General features: G+C 35.9%; 24 protein-coding genes and 2 pseudogenes. 23 read left to right on the top strand and 3 right to left on the bottom strand.

The features are described from left to right. Positions 1 to 5: 5 nt before the first annotated feature. The 17 genes from CUB63_RS06160 (at position 6) to CUB63_RS06080 (ending at position 14,497) form a co-directional block, all read left to right on the top strand. On the top strand, positions 6 to 569 hold the full coding sequence (locus tag CUB63_RS06160) for a phage tail protein (RefSeq protein WP_109847682.1): 564 nt from the start codon (positions 6 to 8) through the stop codon (positions 567 to 569). Next, entirely contained in the window at positions 566 to 964 is a 399-nt protein-coding gene (gpU, locus tag CUB63_RS06155) for a phage tail terminator protein (RefSeq protein WP_109847681.1), read from the top strand. The genes CUB63_RS06160 and gpU overlap by 4 nt, the downstream gene beginning before the upstream one ends. Further along, positions 882 to 1,490 carry a phage tail tube protein gene (locus CUB63_RS06150; protein WP_237584856.1) on the top strand — a complete coding sequence of 203 codons (609 nt, stop codon included), beginning with the start codon at positions 882 to 884 and terminating at the stop codon, positions 1,488 to 1,490. The genes gpU and CUB63_RS06150 overlap by 83 nt, the downstream gene beginning before the upstream one ends. Before the next feature lie 3 nt (positions 1,491 to 1,493). After that, entirely contained in the window at positions 1,494 to 1,895 is a 402-nt protein-coding gene (gene gpG / locus CUB63_RS06145) for a phage tail assembly chaperone G (protein WP_109847679.1), read from the top strand. Positions 1,896 to 1,960: 65 nt separating this feature from the next. Continuing rightward, positions 1,961 to 2,236, top strand: a complete 276-nt coding sequence (locus CUB63_RS06140) for a phage tail assembly protein T (protein ID WP_232240050.1) — start codon at positions 1,961 to 1,963, stop codon at positions 2,234 to 2,236. Next, positions 2,205 to 3,188 carry a coiled-coil domain-containing protein gene (locus CUB63_RS17565; RefSeq protein WP_170110784.1) on the top strand — a complete coding sequence of 328 codons (984 nt, stop codon included), beginning with the start codon at positions 2,205 to 2,207 and terminating at the stop codon, positions 3,186 to 3,188. Before CUB63_RS06140 ends, CUB63_RS17565 begins: the two co-directional genes overlap by 32 nt. Further along, positions 3,127 to 5,202 carry a phage tail tape measure protein gene (locus CUB63_RS06135; RefSeq protein ID WP_170110783.1) on the top strand — a complete coding sequence of 692 codons (2,076 nt, stop codon included), beginning with the start codon at positions 3,127 to 3,129 and terminating at the stop codon, positions 5,200 to 5,202. Before CUB63_RS17565 ends, CUB63_RS06135 begins: the two co-directional genes overlap by 62 nt. Before the next feature lie 7 nt (positions 5,203 to 5,209). After that, entirely contained in the window at positions 5,210 to 5,539 is a 330-nt protein-coding gene (locus CUB63_RS06130; protein WP_109399539.1) for a phage tail protein, read from the top strand. Positions 5,540 to 5,990: 451 nt separating this feature from the next. After that, positions 5,991 to 7,388: a hypothetical protein gene (locus CUB63_RS06120; protein ID WP_157955975.1), complete on the top strand. Its 1,398-nt coding sequence runs from the start codon at positions 5,991 to 5,993 to the stop codon at positions 7,386 to 7,388. Between the two features lies 1 nt (position 7,389). Beyond that, a complete protein-coding gene (locus CUB63_RS06115; RefSeq protein ID WP_109847674.1) occupies positions 7,390 to 7,620 on the top strand; it encodes a hypothetical protein in 231 nt (76 codons plus the stop codon). A 202-nt stretch (positions 7,621 to 7,822) separates the two neighbouring features. Then, positions 7,823 to 8,527, top strand: a complete 705-nt coding sequence (locus tag CUB63_RS06110) for a phage minor tail protein L (protein WP_072069159.1) — start codon at positions 7,823 to 7,825, stop codon at positions 8,525 to 8,527. Positions 8,528 to 8,548: 21 nt separating this feature from the next. Beyond that, positions 8,549 to 9,277 carry a C40 family peptidase gene (locus tag CUB63_RS06105; RefSeq protein WP_109399542.1) on the top strand — a complete coding sequence of 243 codons (729 nt, stop codon included), beginning with the start codon at positions 8,549 to 8,551 and terminating at the stop codon, positions 9,275 to 9,277. Then, the gene (locus CUB63_RS06100) at positions 9,181 to 9,831 is read left to right on the top strand and encodes a tail assembly protein (protein ID WP_193524908.1); all 651 of its coding nucleotides are present in this window, start codon (positions 9,181 to 9,183) and stop codon (positions 9,829 to 9,831) included. The genes CUB63_RS06105 and CUB63_RS06100 overlap by 97 nt, the downstream gene beginning before the upstream one ends. A 14-nt stretch (positions 9,832 to 9,845) precedes the next feature. Further along, positions 9,846 to 13,049, top strand: a complete 3,204-nt coding sequence (locus tag CUB63_RS06095) for a TipJ family phage tail tip protein (RefSeq protein ID WP_109399544.1) — start codon at positions 9,846 to 9,848, stop codon at positions 13,047 to 13,049. Next, positions 13,039 to 13,371: a hypothetical protein gene (locus CUB63_RS06090; protein ID WP_109399545.1), complete on the top strand. Its 333-nt coding sequence runs from the start codon at positions 13,039 to 13,041 to the stop codon at positions 13,369 to 13,371. Before CUB63_RS06095 ends, CUB63_RS06090 begins: the two co-directional genes overlap by 11 nt. Then, positions 13,371 to 14,060, top strand: a complete 690-nt coding sequence (locus CUB63_RS06085) for a hypothetical protein (protein WP_109399546.1) — start codon at positions 13,371 to 13,373, stop codon at positions 14,058 to 14,060. Before CUB63_RS06090 ends, CUB63_RS06085 begins: the two co-directional genes overlap by 1 nt. Before the next feature lie 80 nt (positions 14,061 to 14,140). Beyond that, positions 14,141 to 14,497 carry a DUF6979 family protein gene (locus tag CUB63_RS06080; RefSeq protein ID WP_109399547.1) on the top strand — a complete coding sequence of 119 codons (357 nt, stop codon included), beginning with the start codon at positions 14,141 to 14,143 and terminating at the stop codon, positions 14,495 to 14,497. Positions 14,498 to 14,525: 28 nt separating this feature from the next. Here the strand turns inward: CUB63_RS06080 and CUB63_RS06075 are convergent, their stop codons facing one another. Further along, positions 14,526 to 14,873, bottom strand: a complete 348-nt coding sequence (locus tag CUB63_RS06075; protein WP_109399548.1) for a Rap1a/Tai family immunity protein — start codon at positions 14,871 to 14,873, stop codon at positions 14,526 to 14,528. Between the two features lie 352 nt (positions 14,874 to 15,225). Between CUB63_RS06075 and CUB63_RS06070 the strand changes: the two genes are divergently transcribed. The 3 genes from CUB63_RS06070 (at position 15,226) to CUB63_RS06060 (ending at position 20,231) form a co-directional block, all read left to right on the top strand. Beyond that, positions 15,226 to 15,777 (top strand): hypothetical protein, encoded by a 552-nt coding sequence (locus tag CUB63_RS06070; protein ID WP_109399549.1) that lies wholly within the window; start codon positions 15,226 to 15,228, stop codon positions 15,775 to 15,777. A 587-nt stretch (positions 15,778 to 16,364) separates the two neighbouring features. Continuing rightward, a complete protein-coding gene (locus CUB63_RS06065) occupies positions 16,365 to 18,476 on the top strand; it encodes an AAA family ATPase (RefSeq protein ID WP_109847673.1) in 2,112 nt (703 codons plus the stop codon). Between the two features lie 3 nt (positions 18,477 to 18,479). Next, positions 18,480 to 20,231, top strand: coding sequence for a UvrD-helicase domain-containing protein (locus CUB63_RS06060; protein ID WP_232240049.1), 1,752 nt, complete (start codon positions 18,480 to 18,482; stop codon positions 20,229 to 20,231). 208 nt (positions 20,232 to 20,439) lie between these two features. On the opposite strand, the pseudogene CUB63_RS06055 reads toward CUB63_RS06060, so the two are convergent. Continuing rightward, positions 20,440 to 21,462, bottom strand: a pseudogene (locus CUB63_RS06055) (IS3 family transposase). A gap of 218 nt (positions 21,463 to 21,680) precedes the next feature. Here CUB63_RS06055 and CUB63_RS06050 point away from each other — a divergent pair. Then, the gene (locus CUB63_RS06050; RefSeq protein WP_109399551.1) at positions 21,681 to 22,391 is read left to right on the top strand and encodes a hypothetical protein; all 711 of its coding nucleotides are present in this window, start codon (positions 21,681 to 21,683) and stop codon (positions 22,389 to 22,391) included. A 75-nt stretch (positions 22,392 to 22,466) separates the two neighbouring features. Further along, positions 22,467 to 22,640: a hypothetical protein gene (locus tag CUB63_RS17495; RefSeq protein WP_157955974.1), complete on the top strand. Its 174-nt coding sequence runs from the start codon at positions 22,467 to 22,469 to the stop codon at positions 22,638 to 22,640. Positions 22,641 to 22,833: 193 nt separating this feature from the next. Here the strand turns inward: CUB63_RS17495 and CUB63_RS06045 are convergent, their stop codons facing one another. Continuing rightward, positions 22,834 to 23,190 (bottom strand): hypothetical protein, encoded by a 357-nt coding sequence (locus CUB63_RS06045; protein ID WP_109399552.1) that lies wholly within the window; start codon positions 23,188 to 23,190, stop codon positions 22,834 to 22,836. A gap of 161 nt (positions 23,191 to 23,351) precedes the next feature. On the opposite strand from CUB63_RS06045, the pseudogene CUB63_RS06040 reads away from it, so the two are divergent. Further along, positions 23,352 to 23,519, top strand: a pseudogene (locus CUB63_RS06040) (isocitrate/isopropylmalate family dehydrogenase); the annotation flags it as partial. Positions 23,520 to 23,626: the final 107 nt, after the last annotated feature.

The raw sequence follows: 23,626 nt of genomic DNA, 5'->3' as shown, positions 1-23,626 counted from the left end.
CAAATATGAAAGGACTCGATCAGGCAATAAAAAACCTGAACAGCATCAATGATCAAATGGTTCCTAAAGCGACGGCACAAGCGATTAACCGTGTTGCAACACGGGTGATCAGCCATAGTGTAAAGCGAGTGGCGAAAAAAACAGGCGTACCACAGCGATTAATTCGACAACGTGTCAAACTCAATAAAGCTAAAAGTAATTACACAAAACCTCGTGCAAGGCTGGTGATAAATCGAGGTAACTTACCTGCGATTGCATTAGGTAAAGCTCGACTTCAACTGACTCGAAAACAACGTTATCAAAAAAATCAGGGGAGCGTTCTTAAAGTAGGGAAATTTACTTTTCCTAATGCCTTTATTCAGCAACTTAATAACGGGCGCTGGCATGTTCTTCAACGTGTTACAAAGGATCAATATCCCATTGATGTTGTAAAAATCCCACTTGTTACACCTCTGACCCAAGCCTTTCAAGAAGAGACTCAACGACTAATACATTCAGAAATGTCAAAAGAAATAGGGTATGCCTTGAAGCAACAATTGAGGCTCTATATTAACGAGAGGACGAGATGACCAAACATGCTCAAATACGACAGAAAGTGAAAGAGGCGATAATACCTTATGTAACGGGGGCGACATTTTTTGATGGACGCCCCTTTTTTATTGATACACAAGAATTACCCGCCATTGCAATTTATTTAACAGATGCGGTTTCGATTAGCGATACGCTTGATGCGGATAGTTGGCAAGCGATTATCCATATCACTCTTTTTCTCGAAGCGAAAAAACCAGATACCGAATTAGATCAATGGATAGAAACACTAATTTATCCAGCCTTGAATACGCTACCTTCGCTCACCTCCTTAATTGATGTCATGACACCTCATGGTTATGACTATCAGCGCGATGATGATGTTGGCTTATGGTGTTCTGCTGATCTTACCTACCACATACAGTATGTATTGTAAGGCGATTATGACTATAACCTCACTAACACCGATTAAAGGTACAGGTACCACATTATGGCTTTATCTCGGTGAAAATAACCCATTGGAAGCCCCTTTTTCAAATACAGATTGGATAAAAATAGCCAAAGTAAAAGAACTTCAACCTGGAGAAATGACAGCCGAAAGCCAAGACGACACTTATCTTGATGATGAAAATGCGGATTGGAAAATAACCACGCAAGGTGAAAAATCAGCGGGTGAAGCGAGTATTACACTGGCATGGCTACCTAATGAATCAGGACAAAAGGAGATCATTCATTGGTTTGATAAAGGAAATGTTCGTTACTATCGCATTCGTTTTCCTAATGGTGCTGTCGATATTTACCAAGGCTGGGTAAGCGCATTAGGTAAAACCGTCACCGCGAAAGAAATGATCACTCGTACAATTAAAATTACCAACAACGGCCGCCCTACATTAGCTGAAATTTTACCTAACCCGCCTGTAATAATAAAAACAGTGACTCAACTCACTGAAGAAGAGGAATAAATTATGTTTTTAAAACAAAAAACACTCAATTATGGTGAAAACAATATTGTGATACATGAATTATTAGCATTACAGCGTGTTGAGTATTTCGATTTTCTTGTTGAACAATCAGAACATAAAGCGCCAGAGAAAAACAATGATGACATTAAACGCACCGCTTTTTATTTACGTTTATCTGTAGAAGCGAATGCTTGGTTAGTTTCTTGCTCATTACAACAACAAGGAGCTCAAGAGGTAAATGATGTTTACAAAGAGGTTATTAATACATGGCCTCCAAGCATGTTAGAAAGTGTGGCAAAAGAAGTATTATTACTGAGTGATATGTTACCTAATAACCCATCATCAAAATCTTCTTCTCCAGAAGAAAATGGAGAACCCACATCTTATGAGTCATTGGAAAAGTAAGAACCCGTGAACATCAATTTATTTTACGTTTAGCTCATGAATTTAGGCGATTAGATTGGCATAAAATGCTGAGTGAAATGTCGTCTAGTGAACTTGCGGATTGGGGGCGTTATTTCGGTGAAGTACCGTTTACGCTCCCTTTTTATGATTGGGCGTTTGCGGGATTAAATTGCACCATAATGACGGCATTAACAGGGAAGGAAAATTGTTCATTAACCGACTTCACCTTATTGAATAAGGAAAATACTAACGAAATGAAGGCTGAAACAATGATGACAATTAGCGAAGGAATGGCAGGTGGAATAAGGTATGAGCCAACAAATAGCCGATCTCACGATTAATTTAAGTGCGGATACCGCAGAGTTTGGTCAGCAAATGGGGCGTGTTGAACGTCAACTGCAAGAAACCGCAGAAAAAGCCAAAGCCAGTCAACGACGCATGGCTCAACTGGTTGAACAACAAGCGCAATCTGCTCGCAGTTCAGCAGAGAGTACTGCGCAGTCTCTTCAAGAACTTAACAATCAACAAGAAATTTCCCAGCAACAACGGGCTGATTACTATCAGCGGATCGCACAGGAAGAAGCGCGTTCAGCGATTGAATCACGCAAACAAGCCGATGCTTTTTTAGAGCAAGCTCAAAGTGTTGGGCAAACGAGAAATGCACTCGAACAACTCACTGAGGTTTTAAATAAATCAACAAAGGCTTATGACAAGCTCAAAATTACAGGTGAGCAGTTTGTCGAAATTCAGAATGTCACTAAATCAAGAATAAAGGCGATACAAGATCAACAAGACGCGAATACTGAAAAATACTACAAACAAATCGAAGCCGTTAAAGGATTATCAGGTAGTGCATCAGCGTTAAGAGCCATTCAGGCTCAGTTAAACCAAGAAGTGAAGAAAGGCACTATCCATCAACGCGATTATCAGGTGCTTATTTCTGCTATTACTTCAGAGTCAATGAAGTTACGCAGAGAAGAAGAGTCTCTAACACAACAAAAAACACGGTTTATTCAGCGACTAAAAGAACAGGTTGCCACTCAAAATTTAAGTCGTGAACAGATGTTGCGTTATCAAGCCTCTCAACTAGGTGTCAGTTCTTCAGCCGAGATCTATATTCGTCGATTATATGAATCGAACAAAGAAACTAAAGAGTTTGATAAAAACAGCAAGTCATTATCTGGTCGTCTTCAAAGTATTGCCAACTCCTTTAATATGGGCTCACTGGTTCGTGGTGGTATTTGGGGGGGGGATCACCGCAGGGTTAACGGGCGTTGCAAAATTAGCTTATGATGCAGAAAGAGAGTTTTCTCAATTTAATAAGCAGTTGATCTTAACAGGTAACTACGCCAATAAATCTGCCAGCCAATTAAATGAAATGGCGCGAACCCTTGCAGGTGGCGGTATTACGCGTGGTGAAATGGCAACATCCATTTCGAGTGTGGTCGGTACAGGCGTATTTTCAAATAATGAAATTTCTCGTGTTTCAAAAGCGGCCGCACAGATGAATTACATCACTGGGCAGGCGATTGATACCACGATTGATCAGTTTAAACGCTTGCAAGATGAACCACTTCAAATGTCGCTTGAATTAGAAAAAGCGAATCATCATCTCACAGCATCCCAATTAGAGCAAATCAGAACACTCGAATTGCAAGGTAATAAAACCGAAGCAGCACGATTGGCAATTGATGCTTATGCCCAAGCTATCAATGATGGTGCTAATGATATTGTTGAAAATCTTGGGTATTTAGAATCGGCATGGCTAGGGATAAAAAATACAGCGAAAAAAGGCTGGGATGCCATGCTCAATATTGGGCGTACAGAAACATTAAATGATCAAATTAGAGAGCAAGAGTCATTATTAAAGAGCCTCAGTAATATCGTGATCACTCCGCAATATCGTCTTGATGAAATCAAAGTAAAAATCGCTACTTTAAAAGAGCAAGTGAGCGATATTGATCTTAAAAATGCACAAAAACAAGCAGAAGTGGTGGCAAATCAATTAGAAGTGAACCAAATCAGGTTACAAGAAAAATGGCGAAGTTTTTATAGTTGGGAAACACAACGGCTAAAAAAATTAGCTGAATTAGAAAAAGAGAAACATGCCTTAACCAAAGAGCAGTACGAAGAAGCTAAAGCGATGATCAATTACCGATTAAGAGATCGTCAAATACCAAGAAGAGGACGAGAAAATGGAAATCGCGTCTCTGCTGGGAAGCGCGAAGAAGAGAATGCCTCACGTGACTTACTCGCATTACAAGCCCAACTTGATGTACTCAGAAAACATCACAATACATATCAACAAATTAGCCAACAACGTAAAGACTTACAAAAACAACAAGCGCAATTTACCCTCTTAGAACAAGCCTCTCAGTCTCGGCAATTAACGGTAACTGAAAAATCGTTATTAGCTCACAAAGATAATATCCTCACACAAAAAGAAAAATTAGCATTAATTGGTGATGAAATCGTATTACAGCAACGCTTAAACAAGATGCAAGCGCAAGCTGAAAAATATCTCACTCAACAAATTAAAAAACGTCAAGCAATAGAGGCAAATGCAGGACTTTCTCGTCAAGAAATTCAACGAAATAATCAGCGAGAACAATTATTAATAGACAATAAAGATAATCCTCAATTATCTATGATGGTTGCAGAGCAACAAAAAACATTTGAAGCGGAAGACAATCAACGAAACAACTGGTTAGCAGGGGCAAAAAGTGCGTGGGCTGATTATTGTGAAACGGCATTAGATGTTAACACGCAAGTTAAAAATGCCACATCAATGGCATTAGACGGATTTAGTAGCCAGTTAACAGATGTATTAGTAGAAAGAGAAGCTGATTTTAAAGCATTCACTAAATCGATATTTAAAATGATCACGAATATCTTAGTTAAAATGGCTTTAATAAAAGGCCTAGAAGCCTTTGGCTTTGGTGGTTTTAGTGCGCCAGTCGCTAATGCGAAAGGGGGTGTTTATTCCTCATCAAGTCTTAGTCGTTATAGTGGACACATCGTCAATCGCCCTACATTATTTGCCTTCGCTAAAGGCGCAGGAGTGATGGGGGAAGCTGGGCCTGAAGGTATTTTTCCTCTTCGCCGAGGGATTGATGGCAAATTAGGTGTTGTTGCTAAAATACCGAATCAAGGTGCAGGATTCACTCAAATCAATAATGTCACTATTCAAAATGAAAGTAGTCAGGGACAAATTAGCCCTCATGTGCTGAAAAAAATCTATGAGATAAGCAAGCGGGGAGCTCAAGATTATATTTTAAGTCAGCGCCGTGACGGTGGTGGAATGTAGGAGGTATATGGACGTTTTTAAATGGAAAGTGAAACCTGATATGACCAAAGTATCTGAACCCAGAGTAAAATCGGTAAAACTGGGAGAGGGTTATGAACAACGACGGCCTGATGGGTTAAATTCTAATACAGTCAAATATCATGTCACATTTCTATCGACTCACGCTGGATCACAAGAAATCGATCGTTTTTTAGCAAAACATCAAGGTGTTAAAGCCTTTCTCTGGCAACCTCCATACCAATCTGACTATATCAAAGTGATTTGTCGTAAATGGTCAGAGCAAATCAAACTAATGCGCAGTGAAATTGAAGCTGAATTTGAACAAGTGGTAAATTAATAAAATTAATTATTACTGTGTAATCAATCTGAAAATAAAGAATAGAAGAGGAAAATGATTTTTTTATTAACTATAAATTATTAAAGTACCATCAATTAAAAATTAACGAGGAGAATGTATATTAAATTTAAATTAATAGGGGAGAAATGTTCTCCAACCATATATGGTGGATATCTTATTATTTATAATAATGATATAGAGGTATCAATTGTTTGTATACCTTCTCTGATTATATCTAATGATGGTAATGTTTTTTATTCCATAATGAAAGAGAATTTTATTTATGATGAATTCGGGAATAAATATGATATCGATATTATTTTATTAGTTAATAAAATTATTTGGAGGTTAGTCATAGAAACTAAAGATAATAGTTTAAGAGATAAGATAAAAATAGAGTATCAATCAACATGTTTTTAATTATTATTTAAATAACAGGGAATGGTAAACTTTGAATTATTCAAGTGAGAAATATATCCAAATGGGCTATATGGGTATTATAGTATTTATTGTTATATTATTTGGAATTATTGCATGCGTGATTTTCTTACGAAAGAAAAGAAGTGTATGGGTAATGAGACTTGCCAGTATGACTCACTCTGCTTATGGGCATTTATTACTAGCAGCTATTGGAATATTCTGGGCATCTAGCGTATCCGTTTTTGGTACACAATTACAAAAACAGTGGTTTGATGGTGAAGTATGGGGATTTGAAAGTCTCTTTTTTGCCATTCCTGTGACTTTTGCTTTGGTATTGAGCGTATTGCATTATATTTATAGTCAGCATAAAGAACATACAAATCAAACTCGTGCTTCATATAATGCCGTTAATGAAAATGGAACACAGTGTATTAATATGTTAAGTGTTATTAATTCCTGTATACAGGATTTAAGAAAAATTATGCAAGCAGAAAAGCATCAAGTGGGATCTATTTTAGGAAATAAAGAACTAGTTAATAGGTATAATGACACTTTAGACAGTGCTATAGATACCGTGCAGGAATCAATATTAAAAGTGACTCATCGTTTTTTAGAAGGAAATGATGATGTTACGATAAAAAGTAATCTTTTTTCTTTAGTTCCAACATCATCATTATTAAATACATTTCAAAGTGAGGATGTTTATAAACAAGAAAATCATTCTATTTTTAGTAAGAATGCCGTTGTATCTTCACCTTTTTTCTTGTTTTCATCAAATCTTCAATCTCGCTTAGAACATTGCGATCATGTTTTAATATGTGAGCAACAATTTACCTGTGAATTGAATAAAAAACATCAATTTTCAAACTGTTATAAAAATGGAAAGAACAGTAATTCATATCCAATTTGCATGCCATTCTCTACCACTGAAGAGGTTGGAAAGATAAAGCATCCCAATCTATTTGGCGCACCAGAGGCGGTGATTACTGCACGTGAAGTTTATATAAAAAACATACAAGAGTGTGTCGATAATTATCTTAATCGATTAAAAAAATCGCCCACATATCGAGAGCATCTTACAGGAGTATATGAACAAGATATTCGTAAGTATTATGAAAGAGATAAAGATAGAACTAAGTCAATACTTTCGGTGCCTATTGGGAGATTAGATATTGATTGTAATACATTAGAAATACCTATTGTATTTGAAGAGATAGCAGGAGTTATAAATATTTATGTCGATAGAGTTAATTTTTTAGAAAATGAAATTAAGTCAGAAGTATATTATTCAACAATAAAACCATTATGCCACAATCTATCAGTATTAATGTCATTGAAAATACTGTACTCTAAATTATTAAATAGCTACAATTTAAACGATAATGAAAAAGAAGATAACTATCTAGCAGATCTAAAATCCGAGGTGTAAGATGAACAGAACAGAATTATGGGCATATACAGGACTTTCCTATAAAAAACTCCCTAACTCAGATGCATTATATGCTGAAGTCGCCATAGACTTGAATGGTAAGTGGTTGAGAAATAAAGACTCAGGAGAAATTATATATTTAAAAAATGAAGATAAAAAAGAAAGTGAGAATATTATACAAGCAAGAAAATTCAGTGTATTACAATCAGTAGATAGACGAAGAATAAAATAATTAAAATCCTAATCATTCAATTAAAATATAATTAAAACATTAATACTTTAATCTTAATTCATTTGTCTTCTTATATGAAAGATATTAATTCATAATTTATTTAAATATGAATATTATCGTCATCATCCTTAAATTATTGCTCATAATATAAAAAAGTATTGTAACCCTGACCCGCTTCGGCGGGTTTTTTATTGGAGCTAATATGCAACATATTCCTCCTGAAATGCGAATTAGTGTTACCGAACTCTCCTCCACTGATGCTTTGCTTGAACTTTACGAATTTGATTTAACCAAAATAGGCGGTATTCGGTACCGCTTTTTTGATGGACTCAATCAGCGTAAAGAACCGTTAATCTGGCAAGGAAATACCTATGAACCTTACCCCGTGAAAGGTGAGGGATTTACCTTCAATGGCAAAGGCCCCTCAGGGCGACCCACTATTACATTGTCTAATTTATTCGGGCTCATTACTGGTATTGCCAGTCAGCTAGATAGTGCAATTGGTGGGCTGGTGGTACGTCGCATTGTCAGCACCCAATTTTTAGATGCGGTAAATTTTCCTCAAGGCAATCCTAACGCTGACCCTTCACAAGAGATTGTGACACGTTGGATCATCGAACAGATGACCAGTTTAAATTCAGTAACTGCTACCTTTATGTTGGCGACACCCAGTGAAACCGACGGATTGATGCTTCCTGGTCGCGTGATTTTGTCGGATATCTGCCCTTGGGGATATCGCTCAGAAGAGTGTGGATATAAAGGGCCTCCTGTTGCCGATGAATGGGGAAAACCGACCACGGATCCATTAAAAGATAAATGCGGTAAGCGTCTGAGTGACTGTAAGTTACGAAAAAACGAATCCCGCATAGGGGCATTTGTTTCCACGTCCCGCATTGGTAACAGTTAATTCCCTCCTAAGGTGTTTCTTATGATTGAACAAGCAATTTTGGCGCATGCAAAAGAGCAAGCGCCCTTAGAGGCGTGTGGTTTATTGATAAGTACCGCGCAGGGTGAACAGTATTTACCTTGCGTTAATCAGCATGCTGATCCGAAAAACCATTTCACAATTTCTTTTGATGATTTTATTCGCGCCGAACAGCAGGGTGAGGTGATTGCGGTTGTACACAGTCACCCCGATGGTCAGCCTTATCTCAGTCCCTTAGACCGACAACTGCAGGTGAACAGCGCGTTGCCGTGGTGGGTGGCCTGTAATGAAAAAATTCACAGCTATCAGCCAGTGCCTCATCTGTTAGGTCGCCAATTTATTCATGGCTCAATCGATTGTTATGGGTTGTTTCGTGATGCTTATCATTTAGCTGGGCATGAATTGCCTGATTTTGAGCGACATGATAATTGGTGGCGACAAGGTAAAGAGTTGTACCTCGACAATATGGCGAACAGTGGTTTTCGGCAGGTCAAAAAAGAGGCGCAACCCGGCGATATTATTTTGTGTTGCTATGCCAGCTCTCGCGCTAATCACGCAGGGATCTATTTAGGCAATCAAACAATTTTGCACCACATTCCTAATCAACTTAGCAAACGCGAGGAGTATAACGAACGATGGCAACGAATGACGCACTCAATCTGGCGTTACCGAGATTGGCAACCTTCCGACTTTACGGGAATTTGCAACGATTTGGACGTCGCTTTGATTTAAATGTGAATACTGCTTCTGAAGGGCTTCACGCGCTTTTTATTCAAATTCCAGCCTTACGTTTAGCGATTCGTGATGGTTGGTATCAAGTCCGCATTGCGGGTACTGATATTTCCCCGCAAGAAGTTCACCAAAAATTCAATGAAGCCTTACCTGATAATGCGGTCGTCCATATTGTGCCGAAATTATCAGGGGCTAAAAACGTCGGCGTTTTTCAGTTTGTTGCGGGTGCCGCCTTATTTTCACTGGGATGGTGGGGGCCTGCGTGGATCTCCGCAACCGTTGCCACATCTTTGATGGCGGGTGGTGCGGCCATGATGATTGGTGGTGTCGCTCAAATGCTGATCCCCGCGCCTAAGCCACCTAATTTATCTCGTAGTGATGAAGAAAAAGGCAATACCTATTTTAGTAATCTTGATAACGCGGTTGCTCAAGGGATGCCGGTGCCCATTGCGTATGGCGAAATTATGTGTGGCTCACGTGTCATTTCACAATCTGTTGAAATTATGGATGACAGTGACGGTGAAGATATTGATGCAGGCAAACACGGTGGATAAGAGGAGTTCGTATCATGGGTAAAGGTGGTGGCGGTCAAAAAACACCGTATGAGGCACCAAACGATTTAACATCACGCCAAAAAGCCTCATTAATTGATTTAATCAGTGAGGGACCGATTGAAGGTCCTATTCATATTCAAGGCTCGATGGATGATTTAGGGTGTATTTATTTGGATGATACACCTGTGATAGACGGCTCTGGCAATAGCACCATTAATGGAATGTATGCACAATGGCGGGCAGGGACATTAGAACAACCAGCAATGAGTGGCTTTACTGCGTCTGCGAATGAAGTGCCGGTGGGTATCGAAGTTAAATATAATTCCCCCGTCACTCGTACTATTACCTCACCCAATATTGACCGTTTACGTCTAACCTTTGGTACACAAGCTCTGGTTGAAACCAAAGATAATGGTGATCGCGTACCGACTTCTGTTCAATTACAAATCCAAATTCAGCGCAATGGGGCATGGATAACAGAGAAAAACGTCACGATTAATGGCAAACGCTCTAACTCACCTTACTTAATGGCCGTTGTGTTGGATAATTTACCCCCCGTGCCATTCAGTGTGCGCATGATCCGTATCACTCAAGACAGCACGTCTGACAAAATTCAAAATAATACCATTTGGTCAAGTTATTCTGAATTAGTCGATATTTCACAAACCTATCCGGGGTCTGCTGTTGCAGGATTAATGTTTGATAGTGAACAGTTTGGCAATAAATTTCCACGCCGTAATTATTTAATTAAAGGTCGTATTATTCAGGTACCGAGTAATTATGATCCAGATAAACGGATTTACTCGGGAATTTGGGATGGCACCTTTAAGCCCGCATTTACTAACAACCCCGCATGGATATTATGGGATTTATTAACCCATCCGCGTTATGGCATGGGGAAACGTCTTAATATTAGTGAAGTCGATAAATTCGCCCTGTATGCAATCGGTCGTTATTGTGATGAACAGGTTGATGATGGGTTCGGTGGAAAAGAACCCCGTATGACGTGTAATGCTTACATTACGGATATGCGCAAAGCCTATGATGTCATGGGTGATATGTGTGCCATGATGCGCATTATGCCTGTCTGGAATGGGCGAACATTAACCTTTATTCAAGATAGACCGTCTGATGTGGTGTGGCCCTATACCAACGCCAATGTGATTGAGGGTAACTTTCAGTATAGTTTTAGTGCATTAAAATCGCGTCATACTGCTGTCGAGGTTCGTTTTATTGATCCCGATAATGGCTGGAAAACCAGTGTTGAGCTGGTTGAAGATGATGCCAGTATTGCCCGTTTTGGGCGTAATGTGATGCGCGTCGATGCCTTTGGTTGCACTAGCAGAGGGCAGGCTCATCGTCACGGTCTGTGGTTATTAACCACGGAAAAATTAGAGACACAGACAGTTGAGTTTACTGTCGGCAGTGAAGGCTTGCGTCATATTCCGGGTGATATTATTGAAATTGCTGATAATTATTATGCCGATAATCAAATCGGTGGACGCATAACACACATTGATTATACCTCTCAAACATTAACCTTAGATCGTAATATCGACACACCCAAAAGCGGTAAATCAAGCGTTACGCTCATCAATGCACAAGGTGATCCACAATCTTATGAAGTGTTGAGCTATCCCGCATCTAACCAAATAAAGCTGGATACCTTACCGTTAGGGTTACGCGAGGGCGGAATTTGGACGTTGACGCTCCCGTCTTTACGTCGTCGATTATTTCGTGCTATCAGTTTGGCAGATAATGGTGATGGTAGTTTTACGGTTATCGCAGTGCAACACACACCCGAAAAAGAGGCGATTGTTGATAAAGGCGCTAAATTTGAGCCAAAGCCCGATACGCCACTGGGTGGATTTATTCCACCGGTTGAAAACCTTTCTGTGGATATCGAATCGGATGCGAGTGCGTGGCAAGTGGAGGCGAGTTGGAACACGCCTTATTCCAGTCGAGGAGTCGATTTTTTATTAAAACTCACCACCGGTTATCGCATTGTCGGTACCGCTTCAACCACGGATACGATGTATCGTTTTGGTGGTTTGCCTCAAGGAAATTACGTTTTATCCGTTGTACCTCAAAATGATCGGAAACAAAAAGGCGAGGTGACCACAACCTCATTTGCGATTAATCCACCCCTACCACCGAGTTATATTGAAGTGGAGTCAGGTTATTTTAGCTTGGGTATTATTCCGCGTTCTGGTGGTCAAAATAGCTTACGAGCACAGTATGAGTTTTGGTTTTCAGAAAAGCAGATCACAGATATTTGCGAAGTGGAAAGTCGTGCCGAATATTTAGGTGTCAGTACGATGTGGGTTATTCAAGGGCGCAACCTAAAGGCAGGGCATACCTATTATATTTATGTTCGCAGTATAAACGCTGTAGGGCGTTCAGAATTTGTGGAAGGAATAGGGCAACCAGAAAGCTACACCAGAGAGATATTAGATAACTTAGATAAAGAATTACAAGAAACCCAAGCATGGAAAACACTGAGTGAAACTGTCGATTGGAATGAAACCACCGTTAAAAGACTGCGTTACAATGAATACCGCTTATCTCGAAAGTTTGAAAAATACAGTGAACAGATTGAAACAGATATTAAAGATATCCGAACTCAAATAGAAAATACGGAAGCGGATATTATTACCCAAAAAGAAGCCATTTCCTCAATAACACAAGCACAATCAACTTATCAACAACAGGTTCAAGCCAAGTTTAATCAGCAGTCAGGTATTGTTAATCAAAAGATGAATGCGCAATTTACGCAATCAGGCGGATATGCGAGGCATTCAATGAACATTACCATTATCCAAGATAATATTAAATATAATGCTGGTGGCCTTGTGGTGAGCGCTGAAATTAAAAATAAAAAGATCACCTCCTATATTGGATTTAATGCCAATAACTTTGCCTTTTATAATCCTAAAAATAATCGAATGGAACTGTTTATGTCAGCAAAAAATGGACAGTTTTTTATTCGAGATGCATTAATTGATAAAGCCATGATCAGAAAATTAGTCTTATCAGAAGCCATTACTTCCGATAATTATTATCCCGACGAGTCAGGTTTTATTATTGACGTGAAAAATAATAAATTAGAATTTTATGGCGGTAATGGTGGTACATCCCTCACAGAACAAAATTTATATGTCAAAGATGAGTTTGGAAATAACGTTGTTATTATTGGTGATATCAGCAATGAAGAGTAAATATGGCGTACTGGTTAGGTCTACATTATATGATATGGATTTATTAAATACCTCAGACAGAGTAGGAAGAATAGTCGGGTATCATGATATCACACCCATCCCACTACATACTCAAAAAGAGTATATTTTCGATTATCAAGATTTAAATAAATATGGCAAGGTTTTTGCTTGGTTTGGTTCGGCATTTTTGATGGGATTGGCAGGTGATATTAAATTAGAGATAAATAATGGAGTGATTAAACTTGAATTAAAAAATATGTATACCAATGGAGTTGATGGTGAATATGAAGATATTATAAAACTCTACTATGGTGTTTATTAATGAAAAGTAAATATGGAATAATCATCCGCGGTGAAAATAGGCAAGTTCAGATCGATAGCCATAACCAAGTGATGTGCTGTCTTGATAAAAGAACCATAAGGATGGCTGGTGGGATAACATCAAATAATGAAGGATATAGCCAAGAGTTTAAAATACCTCCTCATCCCAATACAAAATTATTAGCAATATCACCTAAACATGCATTTATTCGGATCACCTCAAGAATTATAAATAACGAGATGAAAGCGGTTTATATATCACAACCTTGCTATGATTCACAGGGCGTTGTTGATATTTATGAGTTTGGTGATCAGCCAAACAATATTTTTAATGAAAAATATGGATTGGTTGTAAAAAACAGCAAAACAAAAAAGACCGTTTATAATTCAAATTGGGGAATATTGAAAATAGTTGATTATTTTATTGTTTCACAAAAAGAAAGTATGGATTATCCGTTACCGAATATAAAGGATTTAGCCTTTGTTTTTGGTGGAGGTATGGCCGGAATTTGTGAAGATGGTTTTGAAGGTGCTTTGATGGAAACTTTTATTCGAAGAGAAGGAAATGTGCTCCAAATTCGATATAAAGAAAGCATTAAATGGGCAACAAATGTTGCAGGAGAAGAGATATCCCGATTTCCCGCAACCTGCTTGGTGGTTGATGTGGGGAATATAAATAGGGTTTTGTAGTTTGTTTTAAATTATTTATTTTAATCTGATCTAACATCATAATACCTTAATGAAAATTAGTTTTTGAGAGAGGGGTAAGTATGGCGATTGATTATGGGAAAATATCAGTACAAGTAACTAAATTGTATAGTAAAGATGATGATATTTATGAACTATGGGAGAAAGAGCATGGTAAACAAAGTGACAAGAGGATTAAAAGCTGTCCTCGAAGTGTTTTTATAGCACTATGTGAATTAGGATATATAAAACATATTCCCAAGAATAAATATTCAAAGAGAAATGTGAGTGAATCAAAAAAGCATGCTAATAATCTAATTTATTTAATGAAAGCTAATCCAAAAGTATCTTTATCAGAATTAAGAAAACAAAAGAGTGGAGAGCAATCACGAGCTTCTGTCGTATATTCGTTATTTAGAGAGGGTTTATTAATCATCTAACCCATCCTTGGGCTATTATCATTATTATTTATTTTCCACAAGGAAATGCAGACATTAATGATTTAACAACTAAAGACATGCCTGACGAAGAATCAGGTACTTTGTTATTCAAAATGTATCTGATAACTCCTTTATTTAGCGTTATTAGGGTAGCATCAATAGGAGGGCAGTAATAAATTCCTTCTCCAGAATCATATATACCAGCAACATATCCTTGGAATATAGATGCTTCCATAAGCTCTTTGCTGGATAACTCTCCTTTTGTGTAAGCTTTATTGGAAGCAATGGCGAATCTTTTTATTTCTCCGGCGGTATATGCTGAGGAGAATACGGATGGAGAAATAGTTAATAAAATTAAAAAGATGATTTTCTTCATTATTCAAATATTCTATGCTTTCTTAGGTTAGTGGTTGGTTTGGTTATCTGTTTGTTTCATTGAAATTTTAAATCTAAAGTGCTTGTATGTTTGGTATTATATCTACTTTAGTAATTGTACAAGCATTTATTGAAGTTTATTTAGTATTTACTGAATTAGTGGTTATTCACTTAATGCATTGCGATACTTACAATCTATATCTATTTTTTACACCAAACAAGCTATATGCAAAGTTGAAGAAAAGGGCAAAAACTAACTTATCCAACTGAACATAGCTACTATGATGACATTTTTAGTCAAAATATGTAATTAATAATAGGGGGATAAATCAGAAATAAGGACACAAGGAACAATGGATATTTTGTCTTTAAAAGAATTGCTTCGTCCAGAAGTTGGAAATTTAAATGGTCATTGCACTCACCAGGAGCTTCCTGAATTTTTCCGTCAATTGGGATTGCCGATATCAGAGGATAGTGGAAGTAAGCGTGAACGATTATATTCAGCTTTTGACTTACTTGATGACGCAGAATTACCTAGGTTTGCAGAAAAATTGTTAGCACAACAAATTCTAAATGAAAGAGTTCGTAACCAAATCCAAGATTTGTTGTGGGAGGATGAATTAAGCATCGAGATCTCGAAAAGACATCGTCGAGAATTGGCGACTGTTTTACAGCCATTAAAACTTTTTAGCCACTGGGAAAATTTTAAGCAACTAATTAACGATATCTTTATTATTCCTGTTGATTTAAGTTCAATGTTCTTAATACCTGAAACAGGTATTTGGGCAGAAATTGAACGACGTTTTGTTAAATGTCCTGAACATGCTGATATAGAATGGCTATTTGATGAATTGGGTGTAGTTGAATTATCCCATCCACGTTTTCGCCGATGGTTATTCAGATAATGCATTATATAGAGCAAAAAGGCTTTTATTCCATTCAGATCGCCATAATCTGAAACCATTACTTTGATCTTGCTGTTGTTCAGAATTGACTTGAACAGATACTCGCCTTGGTCAAACACATTTTACGGATGAATTTTTGATCGTTTTTCCGTTCTGGGAGATAGTCCATTCAGAGCCAGCAAAGCTAATTTTGGTATCTTTAAGGGCAAATTCAAACGGAAATAGTTATCACCGAATTTCATCAAAACTATATCTGCATGAACATCATTACTGTCAGTAAGTATCAAGATCATTGGTAGAATGTGTCTGAAATTTTTTGTTCACTTAATATCCGATAGTTATGTTACATCGTCAATATTAATTATTGTTAATTATAATTTATTGATTTAAAAGTGGTTTAATCATTGCGTTGGTTTTTATAATCTAATTTCAATTAGGTATTTTATCTTTTATTTTAGTATCTCTTGTAAACTACTTTGCTTTTATTTGACTTAACTAGACTTTTGAATTTGATGGCTTTGTGCTTTTGGTGGCTATGGAGTAATCTAATGTGTAGTAAAACTATGCTAAGGGCTCAATAGATTACTATGTATATCAATAAATTAGCTATTAGAAACTATAAAAACTTTCGAAGCTCAAATTTCTACTTTGTTAAAGACTCAGTGAATACAATTATCGGTGAAAATGCTTCGGGAAAAACAAATTTATTTAATGCTATGAGATTGATTCTAGATGATTCTCTCCCAATGAATTCTAGGATTCTATCTAATGAGGACTTCTACTGTGGATTATCCGAACCTTTTGGTCATTGGATCATAATTACGCTATATTTTGATGATTTAAGTGAGTCGGAGGAAGAACAGGTCCTTGCCAACTATACAGTAAATGATGGTAATGATAAGTCTATAAAGGAAGGTAATTACACTTTTATATATCGACCAAAATTCCATATTCGTCAAAAATTGTATGAGTTAACATTAGAAGATGAAAATGTGGAAGCAAGATCCGATTCTTTTACTGAATTTGTATCTAATCATATTATTTCTAAAGAAACATATGAAGCAGTGGCTTTTGTTAGAACAAAGGTTGATTTGAATAATGACGAAATTTATAAACAAGTAGTTGGGGATTTTGATAGTTACTCCTTTTCAAATCCTAATGATGATGATGCTACTGTATTAGGGGTTAAGAAGCCTCCTTATTTTGCCTTAGGCAGCGAAGTCGCTTGCACTTATGTAAAAGCACTTAGGAATGTAGTTGCAGATCTTAAATATTATAAAACGAATCCATTGTATAAATTACTTACTTTAAAAAGTAAACAAATTGATGATAGAAAAGATATTGTAGAAAATGTTAAAGAGATCAATGGTAAAATCTCTGCCATACCTGAAATTGAGAGATTGAGTAATAAAATATCTGCTTCATTACTTAATACAGTAGGTTCGACTTATTCCCCTAAAATATTAGTATCCTCACAACTTCCAGAGGATTTCACAGAATTAATTCAATCACTTGGTTTAGTAGTTGAAGATTCTCTGGATTACAATGGCTCAGGAAAGATTGATGATCTGAGTCTTGGTGGAGCAAACTTAATTTATCTTGCTTTAAAGTTATATGAATACGAAGAAATAAGGGATAGTGAAGAGCATATTACTCACTTTTTGTTAATTGAAGAGCCTGAAGCACATATTCATAATCATATCCAAAAAACCCTTTTCGATAACTTCAATTTTAAAAATACGCAAGTGTTTGTTTCTACACATTCAACACAAATTAGTTCTGTATCAAAAATATCATCAATGAATATACTATCACGCCAAAAAGGATTCACTGATGTATATCATCCATCGTTTGGTTTGACGCCGAAAGAAATTTCTTCCGTAGAACGATATCTTGATGCAATTCGTAGTGACCTTTTGTTTGCTAAAAGTGTCATTCTAGTAGAAGGCGATGCAGAACTTATTTTAATACCAGCAATGGTAAAAGAAACTTTAGGAATTAGTTTAGATGAGTTGGGCATAAGTATTATCAAAGTAGATGGCACTGTTTTTAAACATATTTCTAATCTTTTCCATGAAACACGGTTGAAAAGAAAATGTGCTATTCTCACGGATCTTGATTCGGCCTATGTAAAAGTAGCTGATAATATTTTTGATGCGGATTTTGTCGAATCTCTGGTAGATGCCGAAGATGATGGATTACGAAGAAAAGAAGAGTTAGATAAATATATTAAAGGTAATGAGTTTATTACTGTTCATTACGCAGAAAATACTTTCGAAACTGAGCTTGTTCGCTACGATGAAAACAATAACTTGTTTATAGAAGTTATGAAAACAGAGTATAAAAAAGAAGCGTATTTTAAAAAGGCTGAATCAGATGTAAATTCATCTGATCTCAGAGTTCGATATAAAAGAGTATTAAAGTTTGCAAAGAAAATAGGGAAGGGATGGTTGGCTACTGAAATGGTAGAGCATCTTAGTGTTGATAATCGTGTTCCTGATTATATTTTACAGGCCATTCAATTTGTTCTTCAGGATAGAAATGTCGAGCCTATATATCAAAAAATGCTTGACTACAATATGTCTTTAATGGGGGTTAAAGAATTTGATTGTATAAATGCCGAAAAGGATTTTTCTAGTAAAATGATAGAATATAAGAAACACTTCAATGACAGTTTTGTAAGATTGTTGGAGTTATAGTTTATGCCATATAGAAATTTAACTTCTGAGCAAATGGATGCCGTTAAATTCAACGGGAATTTATTATTAACGGCATGTCCAGGGTCGGGTAAAACAAAAACATTGGTTTCTAAACTTTGTTTTATTTTAGAAAATAAAGAACTATTTTGTATAGGTAAAAAAAAGATAATTGCTCTTACATATACAAATATAGCAGCTGATACGATTCTTGAACGGATTATGTCATTCGGTATAAGTAGTGAATCGTTATGGATTGGAACAATACACAGTTTTTGTTTGAATTGGATTATAAAACCTAATGTAGATAAGATACCAAGGCTTTGCCGAGGATTTAGTGTAATTGATGAGCATGAAAAGGAATTTCTCATAAATGAATTAAAAGAAAAACATGGCCTATCTGCAAATGATAAAGTTTTTACTAATTTAGATTTTAACCTTGGTCAGCTTTATTCCCGTGGGACCAAAGAATATTTGGTTGTAAAAGAATATCATAATCACTTGTATGAGCAAAAGTTAATCGATTTTGATTTGATATTAAATCTGACTTGTCGAGTGTTGACAAAATATAATACACTTTGTGAAAGATTGTCTTTACTTTTAAGGTGTATTTTAATCGATGAGTATCAAGATACATCTCTTATACAATATGAAATACTCAGACAAATTGTATTAAAGAAAAATACAATGATTACTTTTATTGGAGATAAAGAGCAAGCTATATACACTGGTTTGGGGGCTGTCGTAAAGAATAGAGATGAATTAATTGATTGTTTCAAACTTGATAATCTAACCGAGATGAAATTAACGGGGTGTTTCCGTAGTAGCCAATCTATTATTGATTTTTATAGTAAATACAAAGACGAAGATTATGAGATTAATTCACTTTCAGATAATAAGGATTTCAACTCAGTAATTTTTAAAGAAAGCGAGGTAGATGTTACTCAACTGCCTATTTATGTATCAGGTATTATTAGAACTCATTTAGCTCAGGGAGTACTTCCAAATGAAATTGCTATTCTGTGTCCTGGTTGGTTTGATGTGATAAAACTTTCAAATGATATTGTTACTCTTAATCCTGATATAGAAATTGATGGAGTCATGATCTCTCCTATACCTAAAAACAATGAAAATCTCTGGCTTGCTTTAGTTAAACTCTTTTTAATTAAGAGGGTTCCATCTAATTTTAATACAAGACAGAAGCTATTGCGAGATTTCCTTCAAGAATTAAATGTTACTGCACCCTATACTGAATCTTTGTCTCCTAAAAAAATATTGAAGATGATAAACAAAATATCATTATCAGTGGATTATGATTGTGAAATTGATGTTTGGTTGAGAGAGGTTATAACGAACTTTTGCCATTCTATTAATTTGAGTATAAGTAATGATAGTTACTATTATCAAGAAATGGATCTTTTGATTAATGCCACATTGAAAAGAATGTTGAAGTATAAAATGGCTTATAAAGCAAATGAATTACATTTATTTTTCAATTTTAGAAACGGTGTTAAAATCACGACTTGTCATTCGACAAAAGGTGATGAGTATGAAGTGGTCATTTGCACTGGGTTACTAAATGGAAAAATACCTAATTGGAATGATATTATAAATTGTAGCTCAGAGCATCAAAATTATGTTGCCCGTAGACTTTTATATGTTGTTTCTTCGCGTGCAAAGAAACATTTATACATGATATCAGAGAGAGGTTACAAAACAAAAAGAGGATATCCATATCAGACAACACCACAGCTTTGATCCCGCATTTCTTGTATTATTTGTCAGTTCATACAGAAAATCGCTTTTGTTCGTTACAGTCTATGTATCTTGGTTCAGAAGAAAGTGATATAAAAACAGAAGGTTATGTCTTGGGAGGGAATAAGGGCTAGGAGAATTAACCCCTTATAGAGTTGTTACTCCGCAATAGCCTTAAATTTTTGAGTAATGACGTAATGTCCACTCCCCATTAATTGAGACACGTTAAATTAGAGTTTTCTAACTGTTTTCTGTATGCCTCCGGCGGGAGATGATTTAAACTTTCATGAGTGCGGTTCTGATTATAATCTTGCTGCCAAAACCACACCATTTCTCGCACCTGACTTAATGATTCAAATAAATAGGCATTTAAAAATTCACGGCGAAATGAGCCGTTAGATCGTTCAATAAAGCCATTTTGCTGTGGCTTGCCGTGTTGAATATGGCAAAGCTCAACGTGGTGAGTTTCACAGTAATTCAATAAATTAATCGAGATTAGCTCAGGCCCATTATCCACGCGTATCTGTTTTGGCAACCCCCTTTCTGTTCTTAACCGTTCGAGTACCCTAATGACGCGCTCGGCGGGCAATGACGTATCAACCTCAATTGCCAAACATTCACGCGTTCCTTCATCAATAATGTTGAGTGTTCTGAAACGCTTACCACAATATAAACTGTCATGCATGAAATCTAATGCCCATTGAATATTCGGGACATTTTCAATTTTTAATGGTCTTTTTTCACGCTTCGGAAGTACTTTTTTAACCCGTTGCTTCAAGTTCAGCCCTAGTCGACAGTAAACGAGATAAACTCGTTTATGATTAAACGAATAGCCTTGAAATCGCAGCTTCTCACGCCAATCTTGAGTCTTCCGATAAAACGTGGATGGAGGCAATGACGTGAGCAGACAAGCCTTAATGACTGATAACCCTTGCCTTATTTAAAGCTTGAGCACAGGACTTTTTCTCAGCTATCACCAACCCTTTTTTACGAAAAGCTTCTTCATGGTATGATTTTCAAGGCTGACTTCTTTTTCAGTTTAACATTTTCATCTCCGAGCTCTTTTAATCGTTTAACATCACTGGCTTCTATACCACCATACTTTCTTTGATTTCCAATAATAAGTGGCATTACTGATCCCATTTTGGCGACAAATATCTTCCACTTTCATACCAGAATCAGCGAGTTTTAAAATATTAACGATTTGAGCTTCAGTAAAACGAACTTTTTTCATGATGACTTCTGCAAATTAAAGAGCCGAAAATCTAATTATAGCTGTCTTATTTTAGGGGAAGTGGACATATTGACTGGAAAGGTTTTGGTGTTAACACAAATACACGAAATGGAAATTGTATAGTTTAGAGTGCAAAAACAATATTCATTACATTAATTAGGTTATTAATTAAACTTAAGGTATATTAATGTAACTATAATTAATCATGAGATATCGAGATGAATGGTTTGTATTCTTTGTATGAAACTCTTTATTTTAAATCACTTGAAGAAAGAGATAGGGTTATTTCACGTATTCAAGTGAATGTAACATTATTCACTGCCTTTTCTGTTGCAATATTTTATATGTTTAAATCAATGGATTATAATGAGACCGAAATCCCCATAATTATCTGTATTGTGGCTTTAATATGCACATTCCTTTCTATACTTGCATCTGCTTACTATACATACAAAGTTTTAAAAAATAAAAATGATTATTTAAAGATCTCAGAATGTTCAAGTCTTACTCAATATAGGGAAGGAATGAGTCAATATATAGCAAAACTAGAATTAAAAAATTTAAATAGTGAGGAAAAAATAGTACTACCTGATTTATCCTTAGAAGTGAAAAAAAATTTATGCAAACAAATGTCTGAGTGTATAGATAAAAACAATGCTATTAATGAAAAAAAAATGTTATTGATAAATAACTCATTCACATTTTTAGGTGCTGCATTTGCTTTTTTACTTATATCATCAATGATTTATGTTGTATGGGATTTGGATGGTTCTACTCCTCGAAAAAAATTACAAGTAGAAGATAGCAGTCTGAGTTTTTCTTTAAATAATATTGAGTATTTCTTATATAGAAATCAATCTGTATTAAGTGATTTTATATATACAGCAGGAAAAAATAAAGGAGTACAAAAGATAGAGAAAAAACAATAAATAATAAGGTTAAATATCTTTCTCAATTGAGAAAATGGGAAAATAGTAATTAATATTAATCATATGGAGCAATATATGAGCCGTAGTACAGATAGCAATCCATCAAACGAAGAAAACAATACGCAACCAGAGGAAAGGCCAACAGATAATACAGCTTTTTTTAGACCAAAAGAACCAGAGCCAAGAGTTGTAACTGAGAGCTATAATCCAAAGAGAAATCATGATATGTATAAAGAGAAGAATGATTAAACTTTGACTAGTCCTGATATAGGTTGACAACTTTTCAGGTATAAACGCTCGATGAATCTCATCGAGCGCTTTATAATTATCGGCTTTAGCCAGTTTAAGTCGCGTCAGCCTCTTAAATATACAACCACCCGCTATGCGGGTGGGTATTAAAGGTTATACCAAGAAAAACACCTTTCCGTTACGATATAGATGTTCAAGCTAATATTCGTAACTTAAATAAGGAAAGGTGCTTTTTTTCACCATATATTGGCGAATAAAGGCAGTGATATTTTTTATCCATCCAAGATACAAACTGCTCAACAGTTAAATCAAAAATCTTTTTATCAACTTCAAGCCAGTAATGATGATTATCATCTTTACGAGAACTACCTTTAACAATAGTGACTTTAGCATTTGGGTGTAAGTCTAGGATAAGTTGTCCTAATATAATTGAAGTACCTTGGCAACAATTTAGAGGATAAGTACAGAAAAATGGTAAATCCATCCGCTCATGATATTGTTGAAAAATAGCGTGTAATAACTTAGCAACCTCAATATATTTTTTATTCATTGTACTCAGCCTTTACAAATTAACTTTGTACTTAAGGTAGCAAAGTTAAGTTACAAGCATGATTAATATAAATTGTTTAATTAACCCTACAAAACTAAAAATAAGAAAGTAATGAATGAAATATACCCTACAAATTAATAAAGTAAGTGATAATTTAGGTGTTACTGCTACGCCACATGGGTTGGACAGAAGCGGCTGACTTAATCATTAAAGGTATGGAAGGTGCGATTGCTGCTAAGACTGTAACTTATGATTTCGAACGTCAGTTAGAAGGCGCTAAATTACTGAAATGTAGCGAGTTTGGTGACGCGATTATCAAACATATGTAATTGTTGATTTGATAAATAGTTAACGGGAGCTTATTAGTTCCCGTTTATTTTTTGTACTATAAAATTCTTCCCCAAAATATCCCCAAAATATCCCCAAAACTCTTCCC

It is taken from the genome of Proteus penneri (assembly GCF_003144535.1).
Taxonomy (GTDB): Bacteria; Pseudomonadota; Gammaproteobacteria; order Enterobacterales; family Enterobacteriaceae; genus Proteus; species Proteus penneri.
Note: the sequence above shows the minus strand (reverse complement) of the source record. Positions and strands in the feature narration are given on the sequence as shown.

Coding starts and splice junctions, on each gene's coding strand:
- CUB63_RS06090 (WP_109399545.1), top strand. CDS start 13,039: ATGAAGAGTAAATATGGCGTACTGGTTAGGTCTACATTATATGATATG.
- CUB63_RS06160 (WP_109847682.1), top strand. CDS start 6: ATGAAAGGACTCGATCAGGCAATAAAAAACCTGAACAGCATCAATGAT.
- CUB63_RS06065 (WP_109847673.1), top strand. CDS start 16,365: ATGTATATCAATAAATTAGCTATTAGAAACTATAAAAACTTTCGAAGC.
- CUB63_RS06070 (WP_109399549.1), top strand. CDS start 15,226: ATGGATATTTTGTCTTTAAAAGAATTGCTTCGTCCAGAAGTTGGAAAT.
- gpU (WP_109847681.1), top strand. CDS start 566: ATGACCAAACATGCTCAAATACGACAGAAAGTGAAAGAGGCGATAATA.
- CUB63_RS06080 (WP_109399547.1), top strand. CDS start 14,141: ATGGCGATTGATTATGGGAAAATATCAGTACAAGTAACTAAATTGTAT.
- CUB63_RS06115 (WP_109847674.1), top strand. CDS start 7,390: ATGAACAGAACAGAATTATGGGCATATACAGGACTTTCCTATAAAAAA.
- CUB63_RS06150 (WP_237584856.1), top strand. CDS start 882: ATGGTTATGACTATCAGCGCGATGATGATGTTGGCTTATGGTGTTCTG.
- CUB63_RS06060 (WP_232240049.1), top strand. CDS start 18,480: ATGCCATATAGAAATTTAACTTCTGAGCAAATGGATGCCGTTAAATTC.
- CUB63_RS06095 (WP_109399544.1), top strand. CDS start 9,846: ATGGGTAAAGGTGGTGGCGGTCAAAAAACACCGTATGAGGCACCAAAC.
- CUB63_RS06110 (WP_072069159.1), top strand. CDS start 7,823: ATGCAACATATTCCTCCTGAAATGCGAATTAGTGTTACCGAACTCTCC.
- CUB63_RS06045 (WP_109399552.1), bottom strand. CDS start 23,190: ATGAATAAAAAATATATTGAGGTTGCTAAGTTATTACACGCTATTTTT.
- CUB63_RS17495 (WP_157955974.1), top strand. CDS start 22,467: ATGAGCCGTAGTACAGATAGCAATCCATCAAACGAAGAAAACAATACG.
- CUB63_RS17565 (WP_170110784.1), top strand. CDS start 2,205: ATGAGCCAACAAATAGCCGATCTCACGATTAATTTAAGTGCGGATACC.
- CUB63_RS06100 (WP_193524908.1), top strand. CDS start 9,181: ATGGCAACGAATGACGCACTCAATCTGGCGTTACCGAGATTGGCAACC.
- CUB63_RS06105 (WP_109399542.1), top strand. CDS start 8,549: ATGATTGAACAAGCAATTTTGGCGCATGCAAAAGAGCAAGCGCCCTTA.
- CUB63_RS06085 (WP_109399546.1), top strand. CDS start 13,371: ATGAAAAGTAAATATGGAATAATCATCCGCGGTGAAAATAGGCAAGTT.
- CUB63_RS06140 (WP_232240050.1), top strand. CDS start 1,961: ATGCTGAGTGAAATGTCGTCTAGTGAACTTGCGGATTGGGGGCGTTAT.
- CUB63_RS06075 (WP_109399548.1), bottom strand. CDS start 14,873: ATGAAGAAAATCATCTTTTTAATTTTATTAACTATTTCTCCATCCGTA.
- CUB63_RS06050 (WP_109399551.1), top strand. CDS start 21,681: ATGAATGGTTTGTATTCTTTGTATGAAACTCTTTATTTTAAATCACTT.
- CUB63_RS06130 (WP_109399539.1), top strand. CDS start 5,210: ATGGACGTTTTTAAATGGAAAGTGAAACCTGATATGACCAAAGTATCT.
- gpG (WP_109847679.1), top strand. CDS start 1,494: ATGTTTTTAAAACAAAAAACACTCAATTATGGTGAAAACAATATTGTG.